Here is a 13862-nt window from a genome sequence, read left to right on the forward strand (position 1 = left end):
TTAGAACTAAAGTCGTTTCTTTGGTTTACTGTAGTTATTTCATCGACTCGGACAGCTCTGTGAAAATAACGCCTAGTGCGTAAGCGCCAGCATCAGGATATCCCAGACTACGATCACCGACTGTGCCTGCTCGGCCCATGCGTGCCACGATATCTTCCGTTTTCTTCGCTCCCTCGACGGCTGCTGCTGCACCTTTGGCAAATGCGGTTTTGAAGTCATCGCCAGACTCCGCACTTTGCGTCCAAGCATCGGCACATGGAACAAGTGCATCAATCAATGTCTTGTCTCCTACAACGGCACCACGACCGAAGGAGCGCTCTCCTGTCGACTGAATACCTTGAACCGCCGCCTGCATCATTTCGGCAAATGCAGCAACGCTCAATTGCTGTACATCCCCCACAGCCTTGCCTGCTGCACGGAAGGCCGAGCCCCAGATCGGGCCAGACGCACCGCCACAATATTCCATGATCACAAGCGAACAGGCATCGAGGAACGAACCGATGTCTTTCTTCTCTTCATGAATGATGTGATTCCACTCGCGCTTCAATTGACGGAAGCCCTTGGCCACACTCATGCCGAAATCGCCATCACCCGCATGGGAATCCAACTCACAGAATGGCACTTCGTTCTTGATGATGATTTCGCTCATTTTATCAAGCAGGTAGACCATGTTATCCAGGGAGAATTGATTGTTGCTAATCACCGCAGACGAAGCAGGCGTCTCCACTTCATAAGATACCGGAGCATCCTCAGTCTGAGCCGCCTCTATTGCATCGGAATATGCCACTTGTGCTGCAGGAGGACCGGATACTTTGAACGCAGGAGCTTCACTTTCCTTGAACAACAGAGCCTTCAGCTCTTCGTCCAGCTTCAGTAGGGTAAGAGATGCCCCGGCCATGTCGATACTTGTCATGTAGTTGCCTACAAACGTCGTAGCCACCTGTAGACCTGCATGCCCTGCAAGCTCCCGTTGAACAGAATTGTTCAGCAGGTACAGCTCCTGAAGCGGTGTTGCGCCAAAGCCATTCACAAGCACCGCAATCTCGGCAGATGCATCCTTGTCCAGCTTCATATCTGCCAGTAATGCCCCGACCATCCGGCCTGCCAGCTCATCTGCGGATACGATTTTCTCACGGCGAATGCCTGGTTCACCATGGATACCTACACCGAATTCCATTTCGTCCGCTGCAATCTCGAATGTCGGGGTACCCTTGGCTGGAACCGTACAGGATGTGAATCCAAAACCAATGCTACGCACATTCTGTGCTGCTTTCTCCGCCACTGCTTTTACCTCTGCCAGACTGCGTCCTTCTTCTGCTGCTGCTCCGGCGATTTTGTGAACGAGTACCGTACCAGCAACGCCGCGGCGACCTACAGTATATAGGCTGTCTTGTACAGCAATGTCATCCTCAACCCGTACATACTGTACGTCGATGCCATCTTCCTCTGCCAGATGCGCCGCATTCTTGAAGTTCATCATATCTCCACTATAGTTCTTGATGATCAAGAGTGTACCCTTGTCGCTGGCCGTGGCCTTGATCGCCTGATACACCTGGATTTGGGAAGGAGATGCGAACACATCCCCACACACTGCTGCATCCAGCATGCCTTTTCCGACGTAGCCCGCGTGAGCCGGCTCATGTCCACTACCGCCGCCACTGATGAGACTGACTTTATCAGCCTGGATCTCTCTGCGCTTAATCACTTTATATTTCTTCAAAAATTCAAGCTCCGGGTGCGCAAGCGCAATCCCGTTGCACATCTCCATGACAACATTCTCAGCCTGATTGATTATTTTTTTCATTTTTTCCCCTCCCGGCGAGCTTTGTACTCCCGTCCGATCCGGTCAGCTGTTGCAATAGCGCCAGCAACCTCAGGAACTGTGATCGGGAACGGCATCGAGTGAATGGATTCCTCCGGAATACAAGCAATCTCTGCCACCTTCAGCAGCTCTTCCTGGCTGATCGTATCTACTCCGATATCGGCCAGACTGACTGGCAGGCCAACTTCAAGACAGAAGTCGAGTACCTGATGCAGTTCCTCGGTTGGAGCATTTTCAAGGACGAGCTGTGCAATGGTTCCGAACGCCACCTTTTCTCCGTGGAAGAAATGATGTGTGCCTTCCAGAATAGTCAACCCGTTATGGATCGCATGGGCTGCAGCCAGACCACCACTTTCGAAGCCAAGGCCAGACAACAGGATGTTGGTCTCCACGATATTCTCCAGCGCTTGGGTCACCATGTTGCTGTCACTGGCTACCTTGGCCTTCACGCCATCGCTCAGCAGCATTTCATAACACAGCTTCGCCAAGGCAAGCGCTGCATTCGTACCGAATGCTGACGGTGTGTAGCCTTCGCGGGAACCCATCGGCAGACTTGCATTCACGCGGGAATAAGATTTTGCTGTTGCTCTTGCTTCGAAATAAGTAGAGAGTGCATCTCCCATACCAGATACCAGGAAACGTGTTGGAGCGTTGGCGATCACCGTTGTATCCACGAGAACTACACTCGGGCTTTGTTTGAAATAAGCATAGTCATCAAAGGCACCCTCTGGTGTATACAATACGGCGGAGTGGCTTGTCGGTGCGTCGGTTGCCGCAATCGTTGGGCAGATAATCAACGCCTCACCCTCTGCTACACATTTAGCCGCATCAATCGCTTTACCACCACCGAGGCCAATGGTGCAGGTGCAGCCTTTGTCCTTCGCAATCTCTTGCAAGCGTGCGACTTCCTCACGAGAGCATTCTCCTCTAAAACCGCTTTCAACAAAAGTAATATTGAACTTCTCTGCGGTTGCATCCAGCTTCACCTTTACGCGCTGAACATCATCCGGATGGGCAATTAGCAAGGCAGAATTCCCGAAGGATTGTACAAAGTAACCCAGGTTCAACAGCTCATCTTCGCCCTGCACATATTTGGTTGGACTGATAAATGCTTTTCTCATATAGATATACGCCTCCTGATCTGATATAAAATCAGAAATATGTTTAAATTTTAATCGCTTACAATAACCCTAATATAACGCAGGATATGGACGTTTACAGTGGACTTTTATAACAAATAATTATAATTTTCAATCGTAATTTTTTGCCTTTTCACACATTCGTGGTATGTTATTGTCATGAGATGGTTGCATATTGACCTCCCATACTACATTACCCATCGTTATTCCATCTTAATATGTACAAATTGCTAACTTTTAACGGCCAAATTCATGGATTCAGGTTAGCTATGGAGGTCGCACCTATGATCAAAGAATATCTACATATTCATAAAATTCTGGACCTTAACAAATGGAAACGTCTACAGGACTCACTTGCAACGGTGACCAAGCTCGCAATACTAACCGTGGATTATAAAGGTATTCCCGTAACCAATCATAGTAGCTGCCAGGCCTTCTGCCAGAATGTTCGCCAAGATCCCGAGCTTCTTCCCTACTGCCAAAAATGTGATGCGCGCGGCGGTCTAGAAGCCGTTCGACTCAATGAACCCTACGTCTATCTTTGTCATTTCAATATTATAGATATTGCGATTCCCATTACGATCGATGGTAAATATATCGGCGCCGTGATGGCGGGACAAGTGAAGCTCGCCGACCCCGAGAAAGGGACTGAACTGGAGCAGATCGTCACTTCCAAGAACGTGCCCCTGCATGCCGGAAAGCTGGAGAAATTAAAGAGTGACTATGACCAGTTGCCTGTCATGACCTATGATGAAATTGTGAGCATCTCCAATATGCTTTCCCTGCTCTGCAGCTACATTGTGGAGGAGGCGCTGAACAAGCATTTGCTGGTCGAAATGTTTGAGAAAGCCTCAGGGAATCAGGAGTCGTTGAACCTGTCCACCATTCTGCCCGGCTACTCCATTCGCAATATCGAATCCATTAAAAAAGAGATGACCAATGCGATTGCAGATGCCTATCTCAAAAACAGCCCGAGCGATACCGACATCACGAGCCCGGTGCTACAGCCTGCTTTTGAATACATACACAGTCACAAGAGTGAACAGATTACGCTCAAACAAATGGCCGAGCTGTGTCACCTGAGTCCAAGCTATTTCAGCAGGTTGTTCGCTAAGGAGACTGGCGAGAACTTCACAACTTATCTGGCAAGGCTGAAGATCAAGTGGGCCAAGCAATTGCTAGAGGTCACCGACATGCCCGTCGCACAGATCAGTGATGAGCTGGGATTCAATGAATCAGGTTATTTTATCAAAATCTTCAAAAAGTTCGAGGAGATCACGCCTGCCCTCTATCGCAAGTACATTCAGGAGAAATCTGTTCGGTAGGGGTCTACAGTCTTTCCCCAAAAAAAGCAGTGGCCCACGTTCCCCCTGCTCTATATGCGAATACTAGTACTTTTATCAACAAAAGAGCTCCACCGGCATTAGCTGGTGAAGCCCTAGAAAGCACAGTAGCTCTATGACAGGATTTATATTAATACTCACTTACCTCAAAGGTCAGCACACGATCATACAAAATGTAATCCTTACGACTGCTGAATGGACCTTTGTTATTATCATGCTTATTGATGGCGTAGGAGGCTTTTCCTGATCCGGCCTGCTTTGCTTCGTACCAGGCAATGAAGTCGTTTACTTCTTTCATGCTCAGATCGAATTCCTTCTCCAGCCCAGTCGTCATTGTGACTACCAAGATAGCTCGGTTGCCGGATGGTTGTTCTGGCACTGTTGGTTCCTCAGTTCCAGGTTCCTCTGGATTCGTTGGTTCCCCTGTTCCTGGTTGCTCAGTTCCTGGCTCTCCCGGTGTTGTCGGTTCCTCAGCTTCTGAATCTTCTGGGGTTGCTGAGGCTTCATTAGAAGGAAGAAATTCCACTCCATTCACAATTGGAATGACGTTAAAGTAATATGTTATCCCATTCGTTAGCTCTGGGATAACAAGACCCTCAAATTTGTCCTTCGTTACTGTCAGCGTTTCGGTATACTTTCCAGGTTCTGTACCATAGCGTACCGTATAAGAATCGGCCTCGGGAACCTGATCCCATGTCAGTGTTGCCTGACGATCACCGCCAGAAGCAGTCAATGTAGTTGGATTTTCAACAGGAATATTATATACGTCCCATTCCAAGACTTTTAGGGTTGGGTTGGTCTTTACCGAGTTCCATACCACCATTTTCTTTACGCCTTCTATAGATTTGGCAAAAGGATAAATTCCATTATCCCCTGAAATGGTCTGCCTGAATCTGGTGATTTCTTTGTTTGCGGAATCATAAAATATAAAAGTTAAAGTATATTTGTTATAGTTTTCTATATATAGTTTATATGCAGTAATATCAACCGGAGTAGAAAACTGATAGATCAAAAAATCATTCACAGTCCGGCTTTCGATTTCAGAACGCAAATTAAAAAAGGTTGAGAAATCATTATCCGTAACAGTACTCGTTTTTCCTATGGGGTTAGTCGGATGGCTTCCTGTCTGAATAACCTGACCTCTTAGCATCCCAACAGGCTCAGCGCCTGCCGTAGCAGGAAAGAATGCCAGAAACAACGATACTGTACACATCAATGACACGAGACTTTTATACATTGTATTCCCCTCTTCACATGGTATATGAATGTATGATAGACAAGTTCTGAATTACTGTCTAAACATATACTTGCTGATCTATAAAAATATACTGTAATTTTGCATATTTGTTTATAATGGTTTTCAAACGAACGCACAAAAACTCTGACAGCGTTAGCCGTCAGAGCTCTTAAGGTCACTTCTAAATATCTCCTGTAATCCTCCAAACGCCTCTTTTTCTTATTCTTCGTCCTCGTCGACTTCGTCATGCACCTCAGGTGATCACAGACACTAATGCTTATGTTAACAAAAAGCTTAGTCATAAAACGAAAGCTCATCTTGACGTCTTCGATCCAAAAATTCGTCCCCAATCCGTCCCCAACGGTAAAAAAGTGCTTGTTCCCAGTGTTGTAGGTTTCCGACTAAAAAAAGAAAGAATCCCTTGAACTTCAAGGGATTCTTTCGATAAAATATGATGCCGAGGACGGGGGTCGAACCCGTACGGTAGTCACCTACCGCAGGATTTTAAGTCCTGTGCGTCTGCCAATTCCGCCACCCCGGCATAAAATCATATATGCTTCCGCTTATATCCAAAGCAATAATTGGAAGGCTTTTAATTCATATCCGTTTTTCGGTCACCAACATATCTTACGATAATTTAGAGATGTTTGCAAGTGTTTTTTCAGTCCTTTGAAAAATCCTGTATTTGCGGAGACCCTGAGACATTTATCCAACAACAAATTCAAACTTCACACAAAAAACAACCACGCATATCCTGTTACGCTTAAACACACAATAATGCTGTCTTTCATTCTGATCTGTGAGGAGTGTTATGTATGCGTGAAGGGTTAGTTCCAACCGTTCTTGGTACCGTTGTGTCTGCCTCGGGAGCCGTACTGCTTGCAAGCAAGTACAAGCTCGCCGCCACTGGCATTCTTGGATTTGGTCTGGCCCATTTGGTGCTGGGCACCATCGATTTGGTTGAACACCGAGTTGAACACAGATAAGCACGAAAGACCTGGCCGGAGAGGTACAACTTCTCCGGCTTCATTTTGATTCAAGATCAAGAATGGGGTTAATAGCATCATATAGCGAATCGTGAAGTCAGCGAAAAATTACTTCATGTTGTCTCACTTATTACTTGTCCCCAATACAGGCTCAAGTGTTGGCTCACTTACAATATCACTTGAATCACAAACAGTTCTTTTCGAAGAAACGAGGTGTATCTAGATGAGCAAAGCTTCTGATCATGAGAATGACAAGCCATTGGAGGAGCGAGCTCCAGGCTTCAATGAGCTCCCTGATGTAGACCCCAGCCGTCCAGCAGCAACCGATATGATTGACGAAGCCGTCAACAAGGGAATGGAGAAGCTCGCAGAGGATTTTAGTGGCAAGCACACCCAGCATGAAGCTGAGGAGGAATAATGCCCCCTTAGGCTTACTTATCAACCAGAATGGGTCTCGGTTGCTACATGGCGCCACAAGCGCGTACAGGCATCTACAGGCTTTATAGGAGTTTATAGGCAGGCACAACGGATATACCAGCCTAGCCCTCTTTTAGACAGCAAAACACCGCCACAGACATTTGAAGTGCACCCCTTAGAATAGACATTGGAAAAACCCCTTGGTTTAACCGATGAATTTCTAGGGGGTGCATTTTTAATGGCTATTAAAGGTCAAAAGTTTAAGACGTATTCCGAGGAACTCAAGGTGGAGGCAATTCGCCTGCACGTAGAGGAAAAGTGGACGTATCGGCAGATCAACGAGGAAGGCGGAAAGAATATTTAGATCAGGAGCGATATGTTCAGCAGTTGAAACGGGAGAATACGATGCTAAAAAAGTGTTTGGAAATCTGGATGCGGGAGGGAAAGAACAGCGCTTCAAGCTCATTGAGCAAGCAGCGGACATCGGCCAAGTAGCTGAATACTGCCAACTCCTTGGCGTCTCTAGAAGTGGTTACTACGCATATTTGAAGCGGAAGAACAACGACCCAGACGCCGGTGCTAAACGACTCATCCGCACGGTGTATAAACGCTACGAAGGAAGGTATGGCTACCGGCAGATCCAGCTGTTCTTGTGGCAGGATGAAGGTGTATGGATGAATCACAAGAAGGTGCTGCGCCTTATGCAAAAGCTCGGTCTTCAAGCCAGCATTCGCCGGAAACGTCGATTTAATATGACATACCAGGCTGCCGAGCGTGTAGCTGATAATCTGCTTAAGCGAAATTTCACAGCCGAAAAACCAAGCCAGAAATGGGTGACGGATGTGACTCAATACCGGGTAGGCGAACGCTGGTTGTATCTCTCAGCAGTCAAAGACCTATTCAATAACGAGATTGTGGCCTACCAACTTAGCGAACGTAACGACAATGAGCTGGTCCTCCAGACCTTTGCCAAGGCATTTGCAAAGCAAAAAGACGTGACCGGATTGGTCGTTCACAGCGACCAAGGGTTCCAGTACACGTCTCATGCTTACCACGACATGCTGCCAAAGGTTGGCGCCCAAATCAGCATGTCTCGCCGGGGCAATTGCCTAGACAACGCCTCCATGGAGAGTTTCTTCTCGCATCTCAAAACGGAAGGACTCTATCCCTATGATATACGAAATCTGGCAGAGGCACAAAGACGAATTGAGAAATACATACGTTTTTACAACCGAAGACGACCACAGCGTAAATTAAACAAACTGACGCCGGTAGAGTACCGACGCCAGTTTCTAGCTTAGGTGTTTTTTCAATGTCCACTAAATGGGGTCTTGACCACATTTCTGGGCGGTGTTTTCTCATATATTACAATTAATCGCTTACTACTACAATTAAAGGCTTTTCGATACTTATTCCTACTGTAACAAAACGTTTCTACTGTGTTTTAGATTTTCACTTCAGATATATGTAGTCTGCAGCTACTTCCAGGAACAGAGCTATCGTTGTTCGCTGCTCCTTTACGTCTTTCCGTTAGCTACTGTAGCTGCACAATGTTTACTTATTAGTCCTTCTAGAATAGCATTGAAATCCAGCCAATAATAGATACCCAGAGTACCGCACTGAGCAGCAATCCCCAAATAATCCCGGTCGTAAAGCTGCCTTCCTCCGTTGATCTGGCAGGATGCATGCCAAGACGCATGCCAAGCTTAACCTTTATTGCATTCCAGTTCATACAACCCCCTCCTTAAGTTCTATTTCGACATATATGATCCGATTATTTAGACCTATAGGCACATTCGTTCAACTTTTTTATAGGCTCTTGCGACGAATATCCCTATAATAGTACAGGACTTTCCTCTCAACTCCCATTATGTCCCCTACATTTGTCCACAACTGTACCAAAAGTCATACTTGTTAAAATTTTAATAAAAGCTGTTCAGTATTGTTCATGAGGCCGTCATATCCTGATGTCAAAAAAACACTTGACGAATGAAATGAAAATGTTGTATATTAATTAACGCCGCTGTTTGATGTTTCCTAAGAATAATCAGTAACACAGCATAGCATTGAGGGCCCTTAGCTCAGTTGGTTAGAGCGGTCGGCTCATAACCGATTGGTCGGGGGTTCGAGTCCCTCAGGGCCCATACATAGCAAATCCTCTCCTGTTCATTCAGGAGAGGATTTTTGCTTTATCTCATGTTTTTTTGTTGTGTTCACCATACAGATTTCGTCCATTTAACCTTTTCAAAAAATAATCCTTCTATAATATCTTCAATCACGGTATGAAGCGAACGCCGTAGCGCCCCCTACGTGACTGATAGATCTCTACCGCCTTGGGGTCCTGATATCCGTACATCCATCCGTCCTCCTCAAGACGCTTGGCCAGGCAGCCGGCCTGGAACTTTGTTGTATAGAGCTTACCGAAATAAATCCACTGCATGAGCGTCCCTCTTTCGCTACAAGTTGTCCCCGCTAGTGTGCCCGGCTTGTCGCAAAAATAGCATTATCTCCAATGATTCCCTGTCATACATATGCTTTCTTAGCATTTAGCATCAATAAAATGAGCTTCCTTAACGGCATAGGTTTCCTTACGGTATGAGTTTCCTTACGGTATGGGTAGATCCCTTTTGGCTTTATTAATTGCATATGGGAGATGTCCATGGGTCATGAAATCATCGCTTCCCTGGCGTCCAGAGCTTCTTCTTGTCAAGCTGGCGCTGGCGATGCTCCGAGGGCGTGACCGTATAGGTCTGCTTGAAGGTACGGGTAAAATAGTCCGGCTCCATCCCTACATGAAGCGCAATCTCCTTCACCGTCATCTGCTGCTGATGATCAAGTAGCCATGTGGCAGTTTCCATGCGTATTTTTTTCAAATACTGATGTGGTGTCATGCCCACTCGCCCTGTGAACAGCCGCACCGTCTGCTTCGCAGAATAGCCAATGTACGCTGACAATTCATCAAGCGAGAAATCTCGCTCCAGATGATCATGCAGAAATGAGGTAATCGCTTCTACCACACTATCCGGCTGACGTGTCGGCACGATGTCCGTTCTCTCCGCTTTCTGCAACCGATGCAGCTCCACGCAGAATGATAGCAGCAGCTCAGCAGACTTCCACAGCTGAGGACGCTCCCCTGTAATCTCCCACATCTCCTCCATTCGTGCATACAAGGAATCCACCTCGGTCAATGGCATACAATAAGGCTGCTGCCCGAAGCCTAATTCGGCCATCCATCCCTCTCTTCGCTCCGTGAAGGTGACGAATCCCAACAGCCAATGCTGCTGATCTAGCGCCATGTATTCATGCGGCAGTCCAGCAGGTATATACAGCAGACTGTGCTCGGGAATAGCCGACCATTCCTCCTCCCCATAGATTCGAAATACCCCACTTCCCTGGAGCGAAATCATGCATTGCATCGCTGAGAAGCCCTGTGGTCGCGTCATGGGCGCTTGAGGCTCCACCCCAATAGTATATAGCTGAATCGGCATCCCTTCCGGGCTTTGCTGATACAGATTGATTCGTAGTCCCAGCTTCTCCACTGTATTGCCCCCCTTGATAACATGTCCTTTTTGTGAGGTTAAATGTCCATTTATCACCTATGTATTAACTCTCTTTGTCTATATAATCAGATGTGTTATTACAGTGATCTTACCATGACAAGGAGTCTGATGAAATGATCCGTATCGAACCCTATTGGGAAAATCCAAATATTCTACAGGTGAATCGCGAACCGGCCCGCGCTGCCTTCATACCTTATGATAATCAGGCCGATGCCATCTCCAGAAAAAGAGGGTATTCACCTTACTACCAATCTTTGAACGGAAGCTGGAGCTTCAGCTACAAGGCAAGTGTTCATCAGGTTAATGAGCCTTTCTATGAGCAGGACTTCGACACCTCCTCCTGGGATCAACTGTTGGTGCCGTCCTGCTGGCAGACGAATGGGTATGATCAGCAGCACTACACAAATGTAAACTATCCAATTCCATTCAATCCACCTTACGTTCCGAGCGAAAATCCTGCCGGATTGTATGTACGTAGCTTCTATCTATCCGAGAAGGAGACCACGAAGCAGCAGTATATCGTGTTTGAAGGGGTCAATTCCTGCTTCTACCTGTGGGTGAACGGTCAGTTCGTTGGTTACAGTCAGGGCAGCCGTATGCCTGCCGAATTCCGAATCAGCGACTATGTACAGGCCGGCGAGAATAAAGTCGCAGTCATGGTGCTGAAATGGTGTGATGGGACGTATTTGGAGGATCAGGATGTGTGGCGTTATTCCGGTATCTTCCGTGATGTCTACTTGCTAAGCCGCGAGGATAGCCATGTGCGTGACTTCGAAATCCTTCAAGCCTTCAATGAGGATCTGACCTCCGTCAACTTGCATGTTCAAATTCAAGCGTCTGACTTATCGACAGACGAGCTTCCTGTGACGGCCACACTGCTGGACCACAATCGAAGCTCTGTCGGCACTGCACATAGCAAGCTGACGAAGGATGGAAGTCTGTCCATAAGACTGAACAATCCAACACTATGGAACGCCGAGCAGCCTTATCTCTATGAGCTGATTATTCAGGCTGGGGCGGAGACCTTCGCTCATCATGTTGGCTTCCGCACCGTATCCATTGAAGATAGCGTGTTCAAAATCAACGGCGTTCCCGTCAAATTAAAGGGCGTGAACCGTCACGATTCTCATCCGGTCCTGGGCGCTACCGTCTCCATGCGGCATATGAAGGAAGATCTGATGCTGATGAAGCAGCATAACATTAACACGGTTCGTACATCGCATTATCCGAACGATCCGCGTTTCCTTGATCTGTGCAACGAATATGGCTTCTATGTCATTGATGAAGCAGATCTGGAATGTCATGGGCTCATTCGCGCTTACCCTGGTAAGGAAGAGGCCTTCCACATGATCTCTGCTGACCCTCTCTGGCGTGAATCCTTCTTAGAGCGGGCTGAGCGGATGGTAGAACGGGATAAGAATCATCCGTGCGTCATCATCTGGTCTATGGGGAATGAGTCCGGTTATGCAGACAATCACATCGCAATGGCTGCCTGGACCAAGCAGCGGGATGCCTCAAGGCTGGTGCATTACGAGGGAGCCGCTGAGCGCTACAATGGCGACAAGCGCAAGGATGTCCTTGACATGGAAAGCGAAATGTATGCCTCCACAGAGAAGGTTCAGGCTTACGCCGAGGACCCGAATCAGACCAAGCCATTGTTCCTGTGTGAATACAGCCATGCGATGGGGAACGGCCCTGGGGATCTGAAAGAGTATTGGGATTTATTCTACCGCTATCCAAAGCTCATGGGCGGATGTGTATGGGAATGGTGCGATCATGGTATCCAGCAGACTACTGCCGATGGTACCAAATATTTCGCTTATGGTGGAGACTTTGGAGAATCGCCACATGACGGCAACTTCTGTATTGACGGATTGGTATCCCCTGATCGCAAGCCACATACAGGTCTGCTGGAGCTCAAGCAGATTATCGCGCCTGTCCATACGGAGCTGGTGGACTTTGCAAAAGCAGAGATTCGCATTCATAACCGCTATGATTTCACGGATCTGTCCAATGTCATGCTGCACTGGAAGCTGGAGCAAGCTGGGCAACTTATCGCGCAAGGTCTACATTCAGAGCTAAACGTTCAGCCCGGTGATCAGGCTGTGATTCAGCTGTCCTATTCTCTGGAGGAGCTGGTGCAAGAGCAGGGTTCGGTCTGGCTTACACTCACGTATCGGAGCAAGCTGGAGACGGCCTGGTCAGTACCTGGCTACGAGCTTTCCTTTGCTCAATTCGAATATGCCGCACAGCAACAGGCTGTGGCACCGATGGTCTCGTCGTTACCGGAATGGCCACTGGAGACTGTGGAGGAAAATGGTCAGCTGTTGATTCGTGGTCGTCATTTTCATTACACCTTCGAGCTTGGACTCGGCACATTCACTTCGATCTCCAAGCAGGGTGTGGAAATGCTCGCTTCACCGCCGAAGCTATCCGTATGGCGAGCTCCAACAGATAATGACATTAACATTAAGAAAGATTGGTTGAGCTGGCAAATGCACGAGCTCCACACGAAAATCTACAGTTGCTCATGGAGCCGCACCGAGACAGGCATCATTGAGATTCGCGTCTCCTACGGACTTGGCGGTAGCATTCGTCCGATGCTGATTCAAGGCCGTTCGGTATGGACAGTGGACAGTCAAGGCCTAATCACCTTCTGCACGCAGGCGGATGTGAACGAAGAGGCTCCTTATCTGCCGCGCTTTGGTCTTCGTCTAGAGATGCCGAAGGGTTCGGAGGAAGTCGAGTACTTCGGCTATGGACCACATGAGGGCTATGCTGACAAGCATCACAGCACCCGTAAAGCCGTGTATGAGACCACCGTTGACCAACTGTTCCAGAACTATGTCATGCCACAAGAGAATGGCGCACGCTTCGGTACAGGATGGGCAAACGTAACGAACCTGCTTGGTATGGGACTCCGCTTCACCGCTGAGGAGGATTTCTCCTTCCAGGCGCTGCATGTGACTCCAGAGCTGCTGGCCAAGGCAGAGCATACCTATGAGCTGCAGCCGATTCCGGAGACTGTAGTCCATATCGATTACAAAATGAGCGGTGTCGGCTCCAACTCCTGTGGTCCAGAGCTGCTGCCAGCCTATCGCTTGTCCGAGAAGAACATTCGCTTCACTTGTCAAATTCGTCCTGTATTCAAAGAAGATGAATAAGGAGCGACATTGTGGATGAACCCCGTTCACCGAGTTACTGGGTTACTGGGTTAATTTCAGGCATATCATTCACTTGATCTGTCAGCAGAAAAAATGTTAGACATCCACTAGTAAAAAGCAGCGGGAGACCAAGACTTGATAAAAAAAGTCTTGGTCTCCCGCTGTTGTCATTATACTAACGTTGCCAGTTAGTT

12 protein-coding genes and 2 tRNA genes are annotated in these 13862 nt (G+C 47.6%); 7 read left to right on the forward strand and 7 right to left on the reverse strand.

Annotated features, from left to right (window positions below; all coding sequences use genetic code 11):
- Positions 1-34: 34 nt before the first annotated feature.
- Together dhaK and MKX74_RS17630 are read right to left on the reverse strand one after the other, a co-directional pair.
- Positions 35-1804, reverse strand: coding sequence for a dihydroxyacetone kinase subunit DhaK (gene dhaK, locus MKX74_RS17625; RefSeq protein WP_341179287.1), 1770 nt, complete (start codon positions 1802-1804; stop codon positions 35-37).
- Positions 1801-2943 (reverse strand): glycerol dehydrogenase, encoded by a 1143-nt coding sequence (locus MKX74_RS17630; RefSeq protein ID WP_341179288.1) that lies wholly within the window; start codon positions 2941-2943, stop codon positions 1801-1803. The genes dhaK and MKX74_RS17630 overlap by 4 nt, the downstream gene beginning before the upstream one ends.
- 302 nt (positions 2944-3245) lie before the next feature.
- Between MKX74_RS17630 and MKX74_RS17635 the strand changes: the two genes are divergently transcribed.
- Positions 3246-4286: a PocR ligand-binding domain-containing protein gene (locus tag MKX74_RS17635; protein WP_341179289.1), complete on the forward strand. Its 1041-nt coding sequence runs from the start codon at positions 3246-3248 to the stop codon at positions 4284-4286.
- 148 nt (positions 4287-4434) lie between these two features.
- Here the strand turns inward: MKX74_RS17635 and MKX74_RS17640 are convergent, their stop codons facing one another.
- Positions 4435-5541, reverse strand: a complete 1107-nt coding sequence (locus tag MKX74_RS17640) for a hypothetical protein (protein ID WP_341179290.1) — start codon at positions 5539-5541, stop codon at positions 4435-4437.
- Between the two features lie 455 nt (positions 5542-5996).
- Positions 5997-6082: transfer RNA gene (locus tag MKX74_RS17645), tRNA-Leu, on the reverse strand.
- A gap of 274 nt (positions 6083-6356) precedes the next feature.
- Between MKX74_RS17645 and MKX74_RS17650 the strand changes: the two genes are divergently transcribed.
- The 4 genes from MKX74_RS17650 (at position 6357) to MKX74_RS17665 (ending at position 8245) form a co-directional block, all read left to right on the forward strand.
- The gene (locus tag MKX74_RS17650; RefSeq protein ID WP_018886841.1) at positions 6357-6527 is read left to right on the forward strand and encodes a hypothetical protein; all 171 of its coding nucleotides are present in this window, start codon (positions 6357-6359) and stop codon (positions 6525-6527) included.
- Between the two features lie 223 nt (positions 6528-6750).
- Entirely contained in the window at positions 6751-6945 is a 195-nt protein-coding gene (locus tag MKX74_RS17655) for a hypothetical protein (protein ID WP_018886840.1), read from the forward strand.
- 237 nt (positions 6946-7182) lie between these two features.
- The gene (locus tag MKX74_RS17660; RefSeq protein ID WP_341179291.1) at positions 7183-7308 is read left to right on the forward strand and encodes a hypothetical protein; all 126 of its coding nucleotides are present in this window, start codon (positions 7183-7185) and stop codon (positions 7306-7308) included.
- A 52-nt stretch (positions 7309-7360) separates the two neighbouring features.
- Positions 7361-8245, forward strand: a complete 885-nt coding sequence (locus MKX74_RS17665; RefSeq protein WP_169445793.1) for an IS3 family transposase — start codon at positions 7361-7363, stop codon at positions 8243-8245.
- A 269-nt stretch (positions 8246-8514) separates the two neighbouring features.
- Here the strand turns inward: MKX74_RS17665 and MKX74_RS17670 are convergent, their stop codons facing one another.
- Positions 8515-8676, reverse strand: a complete 162-nt coding sequence (locus tag MKX74_RS17670; RefSeq protein ID WP_018886839.1) for a hypothetical protein — start codon at positions 8674-8676, stop codon at positions 8515-8517.
- 338 nt (positions 8677-9014) lie between these two features.
- On the opposite strand from MKX74_RS17670, the gene MKX74_RS17675 reads away from it, so the two are divergent.
- A tRNA-Ile gene (locus MKX74_RS17675) sits at positions 9015-9088 on the forward strand.
- A gap of 131 nt (positions 9089-9219) precedes the next feature.
- Here the strand turns inward: MKX74_RS17675 and MKX74_RS17680 are convergent.
- Positions 9220-9384 carry a hypothetical protein gene (locus MKX74_RS17680; RefSeq protein WP_018886838.1) on the reverse strand — a complete coding sequence of 55 codons (165 nt, stop codon included), beginning with the start codon at positions 9382-9384 and terminating at the stop codon, positions 9220-9222.
- A 232-nt stretch (positions 9385-9616) separates the two neighbouring features.
- The gene (locus MKX74_RS17685; RefSeq protein ID WP_018886837.1) at positions 9617-10483 is read right to left on the reverse strand and encodes a helix-turn-helix domain-containing protein; all 867 of its coding nucleotides are present in this window, start codon (positions 10481-10483) and stop codon (positions 9617-9619) included.
- Positions 10484-10617: 134 nt separating this feature from the next.
- Between MKX74_RS17685 and MKX74_RS17690 the strand changes: the two genes are divergently transcribed.
- Positions 10618-13668, forward strand: a complete 3051-nt coding sequence (locus MKX74_RS17690; RefSeq protein ID WP_341179292.1) for a glycoside hydrolase family 2 TIM barrel-domain containing protein — start codon at positions 10618-10620, stop codon at positions 13666-13668.
- Positions 13669-13862 lie beyond the last annotated feature (194 nt).

The sequence above is a fragment of the Paenibacillus sp. FSL K6-1230 genome (assembly GCF_038002385.1).
Taxonomy (GTDB): domain Bacteria; phylum Bacillota; class Bacilli; order Paenibacillales; family Paenibacillaceae; genus Paenibacillus; species Paenibacillus massiliensis.

Bases quoted from the DNA above. Each gene is read 5' to 3' on its own strand.
- MKX74_RS17640 (WP_341179290.1), bottom strand. From the start codon at position 5,541: ATGTATAAAAGTCTCGTGTCATTGATGTGTACAGTATCGTTGTTTCTG.
- MKX74_RS17655 (WP_018886840.1), top strand. From the start codon at position 6,751: ATGAGCAAAGCTTCTGATCATGAGAATGACAAGCCATTGGAGGAGCGA.
- MKX74_RS17670 (WP_018886839.1), bottom strand. From the start codon at position 8,676: ATGAACTGGAATGCAATAAAGGTTAAGCTTGGCATGCGTCTTGGCATG.
- MKX74_RS17690 (WP_341179292.1), top strand. From the start codon at position 10,618: ATGATCCGTATCGAACCCTATTGGGAAAATCCAAATATTCTACAGGTG.
- MKX74_RS17635 (WP_341179289.1), top strand. From the start codon at position 3,246: ATGATCAAAGAATATCTACATATTCATAAAATTCTGGACCTTAACAAA.
- MKX74_RS17660 (WP_341179291.1), top strand. From the start codon at position 7,183: ATGGCTATTAAAGGTCAAAAGTTTAAGACGTATTCCGAGGAACTCAAG.
- MKX74_RS17680 (WP_018886838.1), bottom strand. From the start codon at position 9,384: ATGCAGTGGATTTATTTCGGTAAGCTCTATACAACAAAGTTCCAGGCC.
- MKX74_RS17650 (WP_018886841.1), top strand. From the start codon at position 6,357: ATGCGTGAAGGGTTAGTTCCAACCGTTCTTGGTACCGTTGTGTCTGCC.
- dhaK (WP_341179287.1), bottom strand. From the start codon at position 1,804: ATGAAAAAAATAATCAATCAGGCTGAGAATGTTGTCATGGAGATGTGC.
- MKX74_RS17630 (WP_341179288.1), bottom strand. From the start codon at position 2,943: ATGAGAAAAGCATTTATCAGTCCAACCAAATATGTGCAGGGCGAAGAT.